The 14,911-nt window shown below is 71.6% G+C and carries 14 protein-coding genes; 11 read left to right on the top strand and 3 right to left on the bottom strand.

The annotated features are described in order from the left end of the window. Positions 1 to 59: 59 nt before the first annotated feature. Positions 60 to 1,178, top strand: a complete 1,119-nt coding sequence (locus tag ACIBG7_RS19685) for a hypothetical protein (RefSeq protein ID WP_397337140.1) — start codon at positions 60 to 62, stop codon at positions 1,176 to 1,178. On the opposite strand, the gene ACIBG7_RS19680 is transcribed toward ACIBG7_RS19685, so the two are convergent. Continuing rightward, positions 1,179 to 2,822, bottom strand: coding sequence for an AMP-binding protein (locus tag ACIBG7_RS19680; protein ID WP_357934776.1), 1,644 nt, complete (start codon positions 2,820 to 2,822; stop codon positions 1,179 to 1,181). It lies immediately after the preceding gene. Positions 2,823 to 2,967: 145 nt separating this feature from the next. On the opposite strand from ACIBG7_RS19680, the gene argC reads away from it, so the two are divergent. From argC to ACIBG7_RS19640, 8 genes are all read left to right on the top strand, one after another. Further along, complete coding sequence (gene argC, locus ACIBG7_RS19675; RefSeq protein ID WP_397337139.1) at positions 2,968 to 3,999, top strand: N-acetyl-gamma-glutamyl-phosphate reductase; 1,032 nt, start codon at positions 2,968 to 2,970, stop codon at positions 3,997 to 3,999. Next, entirely contained in the window at positions 3,996 to 5,150 is a 1,155-nt protein-coding gene (gene argJ / locus ACIBG7_RS19670; protein ID WP_397337138.1) for a bifunctional glutamate N-acetyltransferase/amino-acid acetyltransferase ArgJ, read from the top strand. Before argC ends, argJ begins: the two co-directional genes overlap by 4 nt. An 8-nt stretch (positions 5,151 to 5,158) precedes the next feature. Continuing rightward, positions 5,159 to 6,016 (top strand): acetylglutamate kinase, encoded by an 858-nt coding sequence (gene argB / locus ACIBG7_RS19665; RefSeq protein WP_357934766.1) that lies wholly within the window; start codon positions 5,159 to 5,161, stop codon positions 6,014 to 6,016. After that, on the top strand, positions 6,013 to 7,173 hold the full coding sequence (locus ACIBG7_RS19660) for an acetylornithine transaminase (RefSeq protein ID WP_397337137.1): 1,161 nt from the start codon (positions 6,013 to 6,015) through the stop codon (positions 7,171 to 7,173). The genes argB and ACIBG7_RS19660 overlap by 4 nt, the downstream gene beginning before the upstream one ends. Beyond that, positions 7,166 to 8,086 carry an ornithine carbamoyltransferase gene (gene argF / locus ACIBG7_RS19655; protein WP_357934761.1) on the top strand — a complete coding sequence of 307 codons (921 nt, stop codon included), beginning with the start codon at positions 7,166 to 7,168 and terminating at the stop codon, positions 8,084 to 8,086. Before ACIBG7_RS19660 ends, argF begins: the two co-directional genes overlap by 8 nt. Next, complete coding sequence (locus tag ACIBG7_RS19650) at positions 8,083 to 8,586, top strand: arginine repressor (protein WP_357934758.1); 504 nt, start codon at positions 8,083 to 8,085, stop codon at positions 8,584 to 8,586. The genes argF and ACIBG7_RS19650 overlap by 4 nt, the downstream gene beginning before the upstream one ends. A gap of 89 nt (positions 8,587 to 8,675) precedes the next feature. After that, a complete protein-coding gene (gene argH / locus ACIBG7_RS19645) occupies positions 8,676 to 10,094 on the top strand; it encodes an argininosuccinate lyase (RefSeq protein WP_357934755.1) in 1,419 nt (472 codons plus the stop codon). Further along, a complete protein-coding gene (locus ACIBG7_RS19640) occupies positions 10,076 to 10,714 on the top strand; it encodes a DNA-3-methyladenine glycosylase (protein ID WP_397337488.1) in 639 nt (212 codons plus the stop codon). Before argH ends, ACIBG7_RS19640 begins: the two co-directional genes overlap by 19 nt. On the opposite strand, the gene ACIBG7_RS19635 is transcribed toward ACIBG7_RS19640, so the two are convergent. Beyond that, on the bottom strand, positions 10,711 to 11,115 hold the full coding sequence (locus ACIBG7_RS19635; RefSeq protein WP_357934752.1) for a PH domain-containing protein: 405 nt from the start codon (positions 11,113 to 11,115) through the stop codon (positions 10,711 to 10,713). The two genes, ACIBG7_RS19640 and ACIBG7_RS19635, sit on opposite strands and share 4 nt — an antisense overlap. Before the next feature lie 88 nt (positions 11,116 to 11,203). On the opposite strand from ACIBG7_RS19635, the gene tyrS reads away from it, so the two are divergent. Together tyrS and ACIBG7_RS19625 are read left to right on the top strand one after the other, a co-directional pair. Continuing rightward, a complete protein-coding gene (gene tyrS, locus ACIBG7_RS19630) occupies positions 11,204 to 12,478 on the top strand; it encodes a tyrosine--tRNA ligase (RefSeq protein ID WP_357934750.1) in 1,275 nt (424 codons plus the stop codon). 41 nt (positions 12,479 to 12,519) lie between these two features. Then, positions 12,520 to 13,005 (top strand): pyridoxamine 5'-phosphate oxidase family protein, encoded by a 486-nt coding sequence (locus ACIBG7_RS19625; RefSeq protein ID WP_397337136.1) that lies wholly within the window; start codon positions 12,520 to 12,522, stop codon positions 13,003 to 13,005. 1 nt (position 13,006) lies between these two features. Here ACIBG7_RS19625 and ACIBG7_RS19620 read toward each other — a convergent pair whose 3' ends face one another. Beyond that, positions 13,007 to 14,485, bottom strand: coding sequence for a glycosyltransferase family 39 protein (locus ACIBG7_RS19620; protein WP_397337135.1), 1,479 nt, complete (start codon positions 14,483 to 14,485; stop codon positions 13,007 to 13,009). Between the last annotated feature and the right edge of the window lie 426 nt (positions 14,486 to 14,911).

Genomic DNA, 14,911 nt, shown 5'->3' with positions numbered 1-14,911 from the left:
ATTTCCAGGCGCCCCCACCCCGAATGCCGTTAGTGTCGCTTCCGACACGAGGAGTGATGATGAGTCTGCTGACGAGGGCCGCTGAGCTGAAGCCCGAGCTGGTGCACTACGCCACATCCGGACGGTTCGCCACCGAGCTGCGCAAGGTGCTCGACCGGTTCTACGCCGCCGGCCCGCCCGCCGACGAGGCGAACGCCGCCCTGCCGGTCGACTACTTCGTGCTGCAGCACCCGCTGCCCGGCGGCGACACGGTGCTCGACCGGTTCGTGGCCGATCACCCCGAGCTGACGGAGCGCGAGCGGGAGCTGCTGCTCGGCTGGAAGCACGTCGTCGAGGGCATCTTCGAGGTGCGCGAGGTCGAGGCGCGTGCCGTGGTGCTGCTCAACCTGGTCGACGAGCTGACCTACCGGACCTTCTCCGACCTCGGCAAGGGCGCCTTCGACCACCTGGAGCCTGGCATGTTCGTGGTCGGCCGGCTCGTGCCGCTCGGCCAGGACTGGCTGATCAGTTGCCCGCCCGCGGTGCACACCGCCGCCATGCGGGCGCAGCTCGCCTCGGCCGCGGCGCACACCGCGCTGGCCAATCCGGCGCTGGTCTTCCGCAACCCGGAGATCCTGTCGCGGGCGCGGCTGCTCCAGGCCGAGCAGCGGCGGTGCTTCGTGGCCTACTTCGGGGCCGACCAGTTCGTGGCGCACGGGTCGGAGGTGGCCGAGCGGCTGGCGGGGTATCTCGCCTACCAGGCCGATCGGCTCGGCGGGCCACGGCCGGGGCCGGTGTCCCTGCCCGAGCACGTCACCCGCGCCGAGAGCGTCGGGCTGATCTTCGACGAGGTGGACGGGCTGGGCTACTACGCCGACTTCGCCGCGCTCAAGGAAGTGTTCGCCGACCCGCGGCTGCTGGTCAAGCCGCGCTACCGCGAGCTGCTCAGCGGCTACCTGCGCGGCGACGCGGTCTCGCCGGTGCCGATCCGGCGGCTGGCCGCGCGCGACCCGGAGAAGGCCGGGGCGGTGTTCGCGCGGCTGCTCAACCGCAAGGGCTTCCGGTGGGAGCGCAGCGGTGAGGCGTTGCTGCGCTCGCACAAACCCGGCTACTTCGCCGCCGAACGGCTGCCGACCGTCACGCCGATCACCCGCGTGATCGCCGAGCACCTCGGCGAGCCGTACGACGCCGCGGCCTGATCACGCGCCCAGGACCTCCCGGCGCAGGTGGGTCTTGAGGATCTTGCCGCCGGGGTTGCGCGGCAGCTCGTCCTCGCGGAACCAGTAGTGCGCCGGGATCTTGAACTTGGCGATCCGCTCGGTGAGGAAGTCCCGCAGTTCCTCGGGCGAGACCGAGGCGCCGCGCACCGGCCGGACGACCGCGCCGACCTCCTCGCCGAGCTCGTCGTGCGGCACGCCGATCACCGCGGCGTCGTCCACCGCCGGGTGCTCGAACAGGGCGGCCTCGACCTCGGCGCAGTAGACGTTCTCGCCGCCCCGGATGACCATGTCCTTGGCCCGGTCGACGATGTAGACGAAGCCCTCCTCGTCCACCCGGGCCAGGTCGCCGGTGTGCAGCCAGCCGTTGACGAAGGTCTGCGCGGTCGCCTCGGGCTTGTTCCAGTAGCCCTTGATCACGTTGGGGCCGCGCACGCACAGCTCGCCGACCTCTCCGACCGGCAGCTCGTCGCCCATCGGCCCGACGATGCGCACGTCCACCACGGCGGAGGGCTGGCCGATGCTGTCCGGCCTGGCCTGATAGTCGGCGCCGCCGTTGCCGATGGCCAGCGCGGTGGTCTCGGTCATGCCGTAGCCGTTGGAGGCGGCGCGCTGCGGCAGATTGTCGTTGATGCGTTCCAGCAGCTTGGGCGGAGCCGGGGCGCCGCCGTACCCGAGGGTGGTCAGCGAGGACAGGTCGTACTTGCCGAAGTCGGGGTGGGACATGAGCTGCCAGGCGTTGGTCGGCACGCCGATCATGGTGGTGACCCGCTCGCGCTCGATGAGCTGCAGCGCCCGCTCCGGGTCCCACTTGTACATCAGCACCAGCCCGCCGCCGGTGAACATGGTGGTGGTGAGGGCCGAGAAGCAGCCGGTCACGTGGAAGAGCGGCACGGTGAGCAGCGTCACCCGGCGCACCGCGCTGGCCTCGCCGGGGTCCTTGCCGGACAGCGCGACCGCGCGCATCAGGCCGAAGGCGACGGTCATGGGGGATTGGCCGAGGTTGCGGTGGGTGCCCAGGGCGCCCTTGGGGTGCCCGGTCGTGCCGGAGGTGTAGAAGATCGTCGCCGGGTCGTCGGCGGTGAGCTCGACCTCGGGGAGGGTGACGTCGGCCCGCACCTCGCCGAGGACCTCGCGCCACTGCTCGCTGCGCGCGACGATCATCGGGACGCCGGTGGAGGCCAGCCGCTCGGCCCGCTCGTCGTCGGCGATCAGCAGCTTGGCGCCGGAGTCGCTGACGCCGTAGGCCAGTTCCTGCTCGGTCCACCAGGCGTTGAGCGGCACCGCGATGCCGCCGGCGGCCAGGACCGCAGAAAAGGAGATGACCCATTCGGGGTAGTTGCGCATCGCGATGGCGACCCGGTCGCCCTTGGCCACGCCGTAGTCCTCCACCAGGCGGCGGGCGAGCGTCGCGGCGAGGCGGTAGTGCTCCTCATAGGTGAGGTGCTCGTCCTCGTAGGCCAGGAAGACGTTCGCGCCCTGCCATCGGCTGTTCTCCAGGAGCGTCCGGAAGTGCTGGGGGGCGTGTTTCCAGGTGCGGACACCGGTGTCCCCGATCTCCTCCATCTCGAACAACTGACCAGGGGCGGTGAGCTGGGCCTCGACCTGGGCGTTCGTAGGGCTCATGGTTGCGCAACTCCAGGGGTGACGTTGTGCGGGATTTCACACTACCGACCGGTCAGTACGGCGCGCTAGATCAGGCGGCTTGCATGTCCATGCCTGCGCGTGCATAATCTTCACAACGCAAGAACATGAGTAAAGGCGAATAAACATGCAGCGCAGGAAGGTGGCTGTGGCGGGGGCCTCCGGCTATGCCGGCGGCGAGCTCCTCCGCCTGCTGCTCGGGCATCCAGGGATCGAGATCGGCGCGCTGACCGCCGCCACCAGCGCCGGCGACCCGCTCGGCGCGCACCAGCCGCACCTGCCGCAACTGGCCGGGCGCATCATCCAGGAGACGACCCCCGAGACGCTGGCCGGGCACGACGTCGTCTTCCTCGCGCTGCCGCATGGCCATTCGGCCGCCGTGGCCGCGCAGCTCGACGCCGACACCGTCGTCGCCGACTGCGGCGCCGACCACCGCCTCGCCGACCCCGCCGCCTGGGCCGAGTTCTACGGCGGCGAGCACGCCGGCACCTGGCCCTACGGCCTGCCCGAACTGCCGGACCTGCGCGACCCGCTGCGCACCGCCCGCCGCATCGCGGTGCCCGGCTGCTACCCGACCGCGGTCAACCTCGCGCTCTTCCCGGCCTTCGCCGCCGGTCTGGCCGAGCCCGACGTGGTCGTCGTCGCCGCCTCCGGCACCAGCGGCGCAGGCAAGGCCGCCAAGACGAACCTGCTGGGCAGCGAGGTCATGGGCTCGGTCAGCGCCTACGGCGCCGGCGGCGTGCACCGGCACACCCCGGAGATGGAACAGGGCCTGTCGGCCCTGGCCGGCGGCCCGGTGAAGGTCTCCTTCACCCCGACCCTCGCCCCGATGAGCCGCGGCATCCTGGCCACCTGCACCGCGCCCGCCGTGCCCGGCGTCACCAAGCTCGGCCTGCGCGAGGCCTACGCCAAGGCCTTCGCCGCCGAGCCCTTCCTGACCCTGCTGCCCGAGGGCACGTGGCCCGCCACGCAGATGACCTACGGCGCCAACACCGCCGCCGTCCAGGTCGCCCTCGACGAGCGCACCCGGCGCATCGTCGCCGTCATCGCCATCGACAACCTCACCAAGGGCACGGCCGGGGGCGCGATCCAGAGCGTCAACCTGGCCCTCGGCCTGCCCGAGACCACCGGCCTCCCCTTCACTGGAGTAGCTCCGTGAGCGTAACCGCCCCCTTGGGATTCCGCGCCGCAGGCGTGTCCGCCGGCATCAAGTCCGGCGGCAGTCGCGACCTCGCCCTCGTCGTCAACGACGGCCCGAGCCGCGCCGCCGCCGGCGTCTTCACCGCCAACCGGGTGAAGGCCGCGCCGGTGCTCTGGTCGCAGCAGGTGCTGAGCGGCGGCCGCCTGCGCGCGGTCATCCTCAACTCCGGCGGCGCCAACGCCTGCACCGGCCCGGAGGGCTTCCAGGACACCCACGCCACCGCCGAGAAGGTCGCCGAGCTGCTGGCGGACTCGGCCGGCGAGATCGCCGTCTGCTCCACCGGCCTGATCGGCGAGCGGCTGCCCATGGACAAGCTCCTGGCCGGCATCGAGACCGCCCAGGACCAGCTCACCCGCGACGGCGGCCTGGCCGCGGCCGACGCCATCCGCACCACCGACACCGTCTCGAAGATCTCCTTCAAGCGCGGCGAGGGCGGCTACATGGTCGGCGGCATGGCCAAGGGCGCGGGCATGCTCGCCCCGGCCCTGGCCACCATGCTCTGCGTCATCACCACCGACGCCGAGGTGAGCAGCGACGAGCTCGACGCCGTGCTGCGCGCGGCCACCGCCGCCACCTTCGACCGGCTCGACGCCGACGGCTGCATGTCCACCAACGACACCGTCCTGCTGCTGTCGTCGGGCGCCTCCGGCGTGCGGCCCGACCTGGCGGAGTTCGCCCGCAAGGTCACCGAGGTCTGCGCCGACCTGGCCCGCCAGCTCCTGGTGGACGCCGAGGGCGCCTCCAAGGCGATCGCGGTCGAGGTGGTCGGGGCGGCCTCCGAGGCCGACGCGCTCACCGTGGGCCGCGCGGTCTCGCGCTCCAACCTGCTCAAGTGCGCCATCCACGGCGAGGACCCCAACTGGGGCCGGGTGCTGGCCGCGGTCGGCACCACCGACGCCGTCTTCGAGGCCGAGCGGCTCAACGTGGCGATCAACGGCATCTGGGTATGCCGCGGCGGCGCGGTGGGCGACGACCGGTCCAAGGTGGACATGCGCCCGCGCGACGTCACCATCACCGTCGACCTGTCAGCGGGCACGCACAGCGCCACCATCCACACCACCGATCTGACCGCCGCCTACGTCCACGAGAACTCGGCCTACAGCTCGTGAGCGCCTCGATGAGCAAGGCCGAGATCCTGATCGAGGCGCTGCCCTGGCTGGCCCGCTTCCACGGCGCGACCATCGTCATCAAGTACGGCGGCAACGCGATGACCGAGGAGTCCCTGCGCGAGCGTTTCGCCGAGGACGTGGTCTTCCTGCGCTACGCCGGGCTCAAGCCGGTCGTGGTGCACGGCGGCGGCCCGCAGATCAACCGTCAGCTCGCCCTGCAGGGCATCGAGTCGCACTTCACCGCCGGCCTACGCGTCACCACGCCCGAGGCCATGGACGTGGTCCGCATGGTGCTGACCGGCAAGGTCGGCCCCGAGGTGGTCGGCCTGATCAACCGGCACGGCCCCTTCGCCGTCGGCCTGTCCGGCGAGGACGCCCGGCTGTTCACCGCCGAGCGCAAGTTCGCCGAGGTGGACGGGGAGAAGGTGGACATCGGCCAGGTCGGCGAGATCGTCGCGGTCGACCCCGGAGCCGTCCGGGCGCTGCTCGACGACGGCCGCATCCCGGTCGTCTCCAGCATCGCGGTCGGCGCCGACGGAGAAATCTACAATGTAAATGCGGACACCGCGGCCGCCGCGCTGGCCGTCGGCCTGCAGGCCCAGAAGCTCATCGTCCTCACCGACGTCGAAGGCCTCTACCGCGACTGGCCCGACGACCCGACGGTCATCCGGCGGCTGTCGGCCGGCGAGCTGGAGGCGTTGCTGCCCGGCCTGTCCAGTGGCATGGTCCCCAAGATGGAGGCCTGCCTCACCGCGGTCAGGGGAGGCGTCCCCCAGGCGCACGTCCTCGACGGGCGCGAACCGCACGCCCTGCTCCTGGAGATCTTCACCGACGAGGGGATCGGAACCATGGTGATGCCGTCATGACCCTGCGCGACCGCTTCGAGCAGGTCTTCATGCCCAACTACGGCGTGCCGCCGCTCGCGCTGGCCCGCGGCGAGGGCTGCACCGTCTGGGACGTGGACGGCCGGCCGTACCTCGACCTGATCGGCGGGATCGCGGTCACCTCGCTCGGCCACGCCCACCCGGCGCTGGTCGAGGCGGTCTCCACCCAGGTCGCCACCCTCGCCCACACCTCCAACCTCTTCCTGCACGAGCCCGAGGTGCTGCTCGCCGAGAAGCTGGTCGAGCTGCTCGGCCGGCCGGCCCGGGTCTTCTTCGCCAACTCCGGCACCGAGGCCAACGAGGCCGCCTACAAGCTCTGCGTGAAGTACGGCAAGCAGACCGGCCGCAGCTTCTTCGTCGCCACCGAGAACGGCTTCCACGGCCGGACCATCGGCGCCCTGTCGCTCACCGGCAAGCCCGCCATCCGCGAGCAGTTCGGCCCGTTCCCGGTCGAGGTGCGCTTCGTCCCCTACGGCGACGCCGACGCGCTCAAGCAGGCCGTGACCGAGGACTGCGTCGCCGTCTTCCTGGAGCCCACCCAGGGCGAGGCCGGCGTCGTGCCGCCGCCACCCGGCTACCTGCGGGCCGCCCGCGAGATCACCGCCGCGCAGGGCGCGCTGCTGGTCGCCGACGAGATCCAGTCGGCCATCGGCCGGACCGGCCACTGGTTCGCCCACCAGGCCGAGGGCTTCGTGCCCGACATCCTGACGCTGGCCAAGGGCCTGGGCGGCGGGCTGCCGATCGGCGCCTGCGTCGGCTTCGGCCAGGCGGCCACCCTGTTCGACAAGGGCGACCACGGCTCGACCTTCGGCGGCAACCCGGTCTCCTGCGCCGCCGCGCTCGCCGTCCTGGCCCACGTGGACCTCGCCCACGTCCAGGTCGTCGCCGAGCAGCTCCGCGCCGGCCTGGAGGCCGTGCGCCACCCGCTGCTCAAGGGCGTGCGCGGCCGCGGCCTGTGGCTGGCCCTCGTGCTCACCGAGCCCAGGTCGGCCGAGGTGCAGGCCGCCTTCCAGGACGCCGGCTTCCTGGTCAACGCCCTCCAGCCCGACGCGGTACGGCTCGCGCCGCCCCTGACCATCACCGGCGAGCAGATCCAGTCCTTCCTCGACGCCGTCCCCGGGGTATTCGACCATGCCTAGACACTTCCTGCGCGACGACGACCTCACCCCGGCCGAGCAGCTCGAAGTCCTCGAGCTGGCCGCGGCGATGAAGAAGGACCGCTTCGGCTACCGCCCCTTCGAGGGCCCCCAGACCGTCGCCGTGCTGTTCGACAAGCCCTCCACCCGCACCCGCGTCTCCTTCGCCGTCGGCGTCGGCGAGCTGGGCGGCCTGCCGCTGGTCATCGACGGCGGCTCCTCCCAGATGGGCCGCGGCGAGCCCGCCGAGGACACCGCCCGGGTGCTGGACCGCCAGGTGGCCGCGATCGTCTGGCGGACCTACGACCAGGCCAACCTGGAGGCCATGGCCTCGGTCTCCCGGGTGCCGGTGGTCAACGCGCTCAGCGACCTGTTCCACCCCTGCCAGATCCTCGCCGACCTGCAGACGATCCGCGAGCACAAGGGCGACACCCGCGGCCTGGTCCTGGCCTACCTGGGTGACGGCTCCAACAACATGGCCCACTCCTACCTGCTCGGCGGCGCGGCGGCCGGCATGCACGTGTGGATCGGCACCCCGGCCACCCACCAGCCCGACCCGGCGGTCGTCGAGGCCGCGGCGGCCGTCGCCGAACAGACCGGCGCGACCCTGCACATCGTCTCCGACCCCGAGGACGCCATTGCCGGGGCCGACGTGGTGGCCACCGACACCTGGGTCTCCATGGGGCAGGACGACAAGGAGGAGCGGATCGCCGCGATGGCCTCCTACCAGGTCGATGCCACCCTTATGCGCCGGGCGCGAGACAATGCCGTCGTGCTGCACTGCCTGCCCGCCTACCGCGGCTACGAGATCACCGCCGAGGTGCTCGACGGCCCGCAGAGCGTGGTGTGGGACCAGGCGGAGAACCGGCTGCACGCCCAGAAGGCCCTGCTCCACTGGCTGGTGACCCGACGATGATTCCCATGACCAAGGCCGCCAGGCAGGCCAAGATCACCGAGCTGCTCGAACGGCAGGTGGTCCGCTCGCAGCCCGAGCTGGCCAAGCTGCTGGCCGAGGAGGGCGTGGAGGTCACCCAGGCCACGCTCAGCCGCGATCTGGACGAGCTCGGCGCGCTCAAGCTGCGCGCCGAGGACGGCTCCTTGGTCTACGCGTTGCCCGGCGAGGGCGGCCGGCGCATCCCGCTGGCCCGCGTCGGCACGGGGGAGGACGCCGGGGCGCGGCTGCGCCGGCTCTCGGAGGAACTGCTGGTCTCGGCCGAGGCGTCGGCCAACCTGGTGATCGTGCGCACCCCGCCGGGCGCCGCCCAGTACCTCGCCTCGGCCATCGACCACGCCGGCTGGGAGTCGATCCTGGGCTGCGTGGCCGGGGACGACACCATCCTCGTCATCAGCCGTGACCCGCAGGGCGGCCCGGTGCTGGCCGAGACCCTGCTGAGACTGGCCGACCGGCGTCACTGACATCCGGCGTCCGACTACCGGCGTCCGACTACCGGCGTCACTGACAAGCCGTCGGCCGAGAACAACGAACGAAGCTAGGATTCGTGACCATGAGTGAAGGTGGCAAGCCGATGCGGCTGTGGGGCGGACGGTTCGAGAGCGGACCGGCCGACGCGCTGGCACGGCTGTCGGTGAGCGTGCACTTCGACTGGCGGCTGGTGCCGTACGACCTGGCGGCCTCCCGCGCGCACGCGCGGGTGCTGCACCGGGCCGGCCTGCTGAGCCAGGAGGAGCTCGAGCGCATGCTGGGCGCGATCGACGACCTGGAGCGCGCCTGCAAGGCGGGCGAGTTCCGGCCGACCGTCGCCGACGAGGACGTGCACACCGCGCTGGAGCGCGGCCTGCTGGAGCGGCTCGGCTCGCTCGGCGGCAAGCTGCGCGCGGGCCGCTCGCGCAACGACCAGATCGCCACCGACCTGCGCCTGTACCTGCGCGACCACGTGCGCAACATCGTCTCGCGCCTGGTCGAGCTGGAGACGGCGCTGATGGAGCAGGCCGAGCGGCACGCCGACACCGCCGCTCCGGGCATGACCCACCTGCAGCACGCCCAGCCGGTCTCCTTCGGCCACCAGTTGCTCGCCCACGTGCACGCCTTCGCGCGGGACATCGACCGGCTGCGCGACTGGGACAAGCGCGCGGGCGTCTCCCCGCTCGGCTCCGGCGCGCTGGCCGGCTCCTCGCTGCCGCTCGATCCGGTCGCCGTCGCCGAGGAGCTGGGCTTCTCGGCCGCCGCGCCCAACTCGATGGACGCCGTCGCCGACCGCGACTTCGCCGCCGAGTTCCTCTTCGACGCCGCGATGATCGGCATCCACCTGTCGCGGCTGGGCGAGGAGATCGTCCTGTGGGCCTCGCAGGAGTTCCGCTGGATCGAGATGGACGACGCCTACTCCACCGGCTCGTCGATCATGCCGCAGAAGAAGAACCCCGACGTGGCCGAGCTGGCCCGCGGCAAGTCCGGCCGGCTCATCGGCAACCTCATGTCGCTGCTGACCGTGCTCAAGGGCCTGCCGCTGACCTACAACCGCGACCTGCAGGAGGACAAGGAGCCGGTCTTCGACACCGTCGACACCCTGCTCCTGGTGCTGCCCGCGATGGCCGGCCTGGTCGCCACCATGCGGGTCAACACCTCCCGGCTGGCCGAGACCGCCTCCGACGGCTTCGCGCTGGCCACCGACCTGGCCGAGCTGCTGGTACGGCGGGGCGTGCCGTTCCGCGAGGCGCACGAGGCGGTCGGCCACCTGGTGGTCTACTGCCAGGTCAACGACGTCGACCTGCACGAGCTGTCCGACGAGGACATGGTCAAGGTCTCCCCGCACCTGACGCCCGACGTGCGCGACGTGCTCGACGTGGCCGGGGCGCTCGCCGCCCGCAAGGCCTTCGGCGGCACCGCGCCCGACCGGGTCCGCGACCAGCTCGGCGCGCTGCGCGAGACGGTCGACGGCCAGGCGGCCTGGGCCGCGGGCTCCTGAGCACGGCGGTCTTCGACAGCCGGGTCTCCCCGTGGGGCCCGGCTCTGCCGCGTGCCTTCTTCGACCGGCACGCCTCGCTGGTCGCCCCCGAACTCCTCGGCCGCGTGGTCGTGCACGGCGGCGTCGCGCTGCGGCTGACCGAGGTCGAGGCCTACGGGCTGCCGGGCGAGGACCCGGCGGCGCACACCTACCGGGGGATGACGCCCCGCAACTCGGTCATGTTCGGGCCGCCCGGGCACCTGTACGTCTACTTCACCTACGGCATGCACTTCTGCGCCAACCTCGTCTGCCTGCCCGAGGGGCACGGCTCCGGCGTGCTGCTGCGCGGCGGCGAGATCGTGGACGGGCTGGAGCTCGCCCGCGCCAGGCGGGGCGGCGCGGTGGCCGACCGGGAACTGGCCCGCGGACCGGCCCGGCTGGCGGTGGCGCTCGGGATCGCTCGCGCGGAGAACGGCCGCGACATGATCGGCGACGTGCTCACCGGGACGCCCCCCGGCACGATCCAGGCCGGGCCGCGCACCGGCGTCGCGACCGGGGCGGAGACGCCGTGGCGCTTCTGGATCGACGGGGACCCGACCGTGTCGCCCTACCGGCGGCACGTGCCGCGCAAACGGACCTAGGCGCGTTGCAACCGGCGCAGTTCGGCGGCCACCTCGGTGGGCGAGGTGCCCAGGTCGGCGCGGCTGAAGATGTGCAGGTTCTCGCCGGTGTCGATCTCCAGCATCTCGCCCCGCCTGCCGTACCGGCGGGTGACGTCGACCTTGATGTCCTGCACCTGCTCCCACGGGATGCGCAGCCGGCCGGCGTAGCCGTGGACCACGGTGAGGCCGTCGTGGTCGGCGGCCAGCCGTACCGGAGCCACGAAGTCGCGCAGCGCCATCGCCCCCAGCAGCAGCGTCGCCGGCACGGCCAGGATCACCCCGCGGACGTCGCCCTGCAGATACCAGTAGACGCCCAGCGCCGCGCAGGCCAGCGCGGCCAGCGTCTTGGCGATCGTCGGTTCCCGGCGCACCCTCCACATGGACAACGAGGTTATCCGAGTGGCGAGGTTCTGAGATGATCAGGCAGGCTGTACGCACAAGTCCATCCACCTCAGGAAAGTCAGAAACGTGACCGACATCCTCGATGACCTCGCCTGGCGAGGCCTGATCGCGCAGTCCACCGACCTCGACGCCCTGCGCAAGGCGCTGTCGGAGGGCTCGGTCACGCTGTATTGCGGGTTCGACCCGACAGCGGCCTCCCTGCACGTCGGTCACTTCGTGCCCCTGCTGACGCTCCGGCGCTTCCAGCTCGCCGGGCACCGGCCGATCGGCCTGGTCGGCGGCGCCACCGGCCTCATCGGCGACCCGAGCGGACGCAACTCCGAGCGCTCGCTGAACGCCACCGACGTGGTCGAGAACTGGGTCAAGCGGCTGCAGGGGCAGGTCTCGCGCTTCCTCGACTTCGACCAGGCGCTGCCGAACCCGGCCGTCATGGTCAGCAACCTCGACTGGACCGCGCAGATGTCGGCCATCGACTTCCTGCGCGACATCGGCAAGCACTTCCCGGTCAACCGGATGCTGGCCCGCGAGTCGGTCTCGGCGCGGCTGGCCGGCGACGGCCTCAGCTACACCGAGTTCAGCTACCAGATCCTGCAGTCCAACGACTTCCTGGAGCTCTACCGGCGGCACGGCTGCGTCCTGCAGGTCGGCGGCAGCGACCAGTGGGGCAACCTGACCGCGGGCACCGACCTGATCCGCCGCGTCGAGGGCGCGCACGTGCACGCGATGACCGTGCCGCTGATCACCAAGGCGGACGGCCAGAAATTCGGCAAGACCGGCACCGGCACGCTCTGGCTCGACCCGGAGATGACCTCGCCGTACGCCTTCTACCAGTACTTCCTCAACACCGACGACCGTGACGTCATCCACTACCTCAAGGTCTTCACCTTCAAGACCCGCGAGGAGATCGAGGAGCTGGAGAAGGCGGTCGCCGAGCGGCCCTTCGCCCGCGAAGCCCAGCGCGCGCTGGCCGAGGAGCTCACCGCGCTGCTGCACGGGCGCGAGGAGCTCGACCGGGTGATCGCCGCCTCCAAGGCGCTGTTCGGGCAGGGCTCGCTGGCCGAGCTCGACGCCGCGACGCTGGGCGCGGCGCTGGCCGAGGTGCCCTTCGTGAAGGTGCCCGCGCTCGGCGCGACGCTGGTCGACCTCCTGGCCGACAGCGGGCTGGTCGGCTCCAAGTCGGAGGCCCGCCGGGCGGTCAAGGAGGGCGGCGCCTACCTGAACAACGAGCGGGTGGCCGACGAGTCCTACGTGCCGGTCGAGTCCGACCTGCTCGCCGGGCGCTACCTGGTGCTGCGCCGGGGCAAGAAGTCCATCGGCGGCGTCGAGGTAGCTCCGCAGTAGATCCGAAGAGAACCCGAAGTCGGTCACGGCACCTTGGTGTCATGACCGACTTCGCGGATATCAGGGACGAGTTCGAGACGTACATCGGCGACATCGTGTACGCGACCATGACCACCGTGGACGGCAGGGGCCGGCCCCGGGCCCGGGTGCTGATCCCCGTGTGGGAGATCGTGGACGGCCGGCCGCTCGGCTGGCTGGCCACGTACAAGACCCCGGTCAAGGCCGCCCACCTCGCGGGCAACCCGCACGCCGGCTTCTCCTACTGGACGCCCAAGCAGAACGCGGTCGCCGTGGACACGGTGGCGACCTGGGTGGACGAGATCGACGTCAAGCGGCACGTCTGGAGCCTGTACGGCAAGGGCAGCCCGCGAGGGGCGGGGTATCCGCTCGGGAGCTTCTGGAAGAGCCCGGCCGACCCCAAGCTCCACGTGCTGCGGCTGGAGCCGTACCGGGTGCAGGTGATCAGGGGGCTCGACCTGCGCAGCCGCATCTGGTCGGCTGCGCGCGTGGACGAGCTCGCCGGGTGATTCAGGAGCGTGTGTAGAGGGCGACGGTCAGGCCGGGGCTGTCGCCCGAGTGCCAGGACCGGGCTTGCTCGAACCCGGCCGCCTCGACCTCGGCCACCCGGCGCAACCTCGCCGCCGCCTTCCGATCCCCGCGCCAGACCAGCCACACCCGCTCGTGCTTCTCGAACACCTCGGGGGCCGCGGGCCGCTCGTCGAAGCTGAACCCGCCCGGCCGCGGGTCCGGCCCCAGCTTGAGCACGTCGTCCGGCAGCCGGCCGCCGTAGTACTCGAAACCGGTGCGGAGCTGGCTGTGCCCGTAGACCAGGGCGTCACCCGGTTCGGCGTCGATCCTGGAGATCGCCCAGGGCAGGTTGTCGAACCGGCCGTTCGGCTCGCGGAGCTCCAGGTGCGTGGGTACGGCGAGGCTGACCGCCGCCACGGCGACGAGCCCGGAGGTGACGGCGTTGACGGGCCGGGGGAGTGCCGTCACGCCCAGCGCGGCGAGCAGCGCCAACGCGGGGGCGGCGACGAACAGGTAGCGGTCGACGTACACCGGGGTGAGCAGGTGTGAGGTGGCCAGCAGCAGCAGGGGCGGCAGGAGCAACCAGCCGTAGGCCCACCACGGGCTCCGCTTGCGCAGCAGGACCAGGGGGAGCAGGGCTGCGGCGAACAGGAGCAGACCGGGGAGCGCCGCCCCCGCCACCATGTCCGGATATTTCAGCAGTACGTCAGGTCCGCGCTGCGGGATCCACGAGATCGCGTGCCGCTCCCCGTACCCCAGCACCCCGAGCGCCAGCGCCGGCACCGACCCGGCGGCCAGCGCCGTCACCAGCCTCACCACGGTGGCACGGCGGGCCAGCAGCAGATGGGCGGGCAGCACGAGCACCGCGAACAGGTGCGTGCACCCGACCAGCAGCACCGAGCAGCCGTACACCACCCACCGTCCCGTTCGCCGCGCTCCTGATCGCCCTTCGTGTCGCTCGTCCTTGTGCTCCTCCTGGCTTCCGCCCTCTCCGGCGACAGCCCGGTGCAACGCCCAGAACGACCACACCACGGCCGCCGCCGCGAAGGCGTACGGCCGGGCGAAGGCCCCGTAGTAGGACACCGACGGCAGCACCGCGAACAACCCACCCGCGACCAGCCCCGCCAGAGGGCCGCCGACCCGCCGCCCGAGGTCGGTCAGCAACCCCGCCGCGACCGCCACCGCCAGGATCGACGGCAGCCGCAACCACAGCACCGACTCCCCGGCGAGCTGCCACAGGTGCATGAACAGGTAGTACGGCAGGAAGTGCCCGTCGATGTGCTGGGCCAGCGTCCACAGTCCGGAGACCGACCGCCTGGCCGCGCTCAGCGTCGCCAGCTCGTCGCCGTTCAACGTGGGCGTCGTGCTGCCGGCCAGCGCGATGACCCCGGCGGCCACGGCGGGGAAGGGCCACAGCGGTACGGCGGGGCGGCGCCGGCGGGCGGATTCCGGTCTGGCGATCGTGGGGGCGCTGGTCACCTGGCGAGGATAGCGGGGCCGGCGCGCCGGTTCCGAGCCGTGATTTGACGGCGGCGCGATCCCGGCTTAGTCTTCTCTTCGCCCACGGAGCGAGCCGGACACCTACGCGGTGGACGGGCCCGGGGCGGAACCCACTCTCTCGGCTAGCCTCCATCGGCTTGGCTTCGCATCGGCGGAAAACCGTTTGATTCGACAGCGGGCAGATGTCACGGTAAGTTGTGAGGGTTGCCCCGGAGACGGGGTGGTCGATATTTCTGTCGTCCTGCGTGAATTCTGTCAAATCAGCGAATTTGACACGAAAATGCGAGGCGCTAGAATAGAGACACAACGGACGAAACGAAAAAGCGCCACCGGGCGGTACGACGGTGAACGCGTCCGTTTCTTGAGAACTCAACAGTGTGTTAAAAGCCAGTGCATGATTTACAC

It is taken from the genome of Nonomuraea sp. NPDC050328, assembly GCF_044459405.1.
Lineage (GTDB): Bacteria > Actinomycetota > Actinomycetes > Streptosporangiales > Streptosporangiaceae > Nonomuraea.
This window is presented reverse-complemented; position numbering and strand designations above follow the sequence as displayed.

What these genes read in the sequence shown, in the direction of transcription:
- argC (WP_397337139.1), top strand. Translation starts at nt 2,968, where the DNA reads ATGCAGCGCAGGAAGGTGGCTGTGGCGGGGGCCTCCGGCTATGCCGGC.
- argH (WP_357934755.1), top strand. Translation starts at nt 8,676, where the DNA reads ATGAGTGAAGGTGGCAAGCCGATGCGGCTGTGGGGCGGACGGTTCGAG.
- ACIBG7_RS19650 (WP_357934758.1), top strand. Translation starts at nt 8,083, where the DNA reads ATGATTCCCATGACCAAGGCCGCCAGGCAGGCCAAGATCACCGAGCTG.
- ACIBG7_RS19680 (WP_357934776.1), bottom strand. Translation starts at nt 2,822, where the DNA reads ATGAGCCCTACGAACGCCCAGGTCGAGGCCCAGCTCACCGCCCCTGGT.
- ACIBG7_RS19625 (WP_397337136.1), top strand. Translation starts at nt 12,520, where the DNA reads ATGACCGACTTCGCGGATATCAGGGACGAGTTCGAGACGTACATCGGC.
- argB (WP_357934766.1), top strand. Translation starts at nt 5,159, where the DNA reads ATGAGCAAGGCCGAGATCCTGATCGAGGCGCTGCCCTGGCTGGCCCGC.
- ACIBG7_RS19635 (WP_357934752.1), bottom strand. Translation starts at nt 11,115, where the DNA reads ATGTGGAGGGTGCGCCGGGAACCGACGATCGCCAAGACGCTGGCCGCG.
- ACIBG7_RS19685 (WP_397337140.1), top strand. Translation starts at nt 60, where the DNA reads ATGAGTCTGCTGACGAGGGCCGCTGAGCTGAAGCCCGAGCTGGTGCAC.
- ACIBG7_RS19660 (WP_397337137.1), top strand. Translation starts at nt 6,013, where the DNA reads ATGACCCTGCGCGACCGCTTCGAGCAGGTCTTCATGCCCAACTACGGC.
- argF (WP_357934761.1), top strand. Translation starts at nt 7,166, where the DNA reads ATGCCTAGACACTTCCTGCGCGACGACGACCTCACCCCGGCCGAGCAG.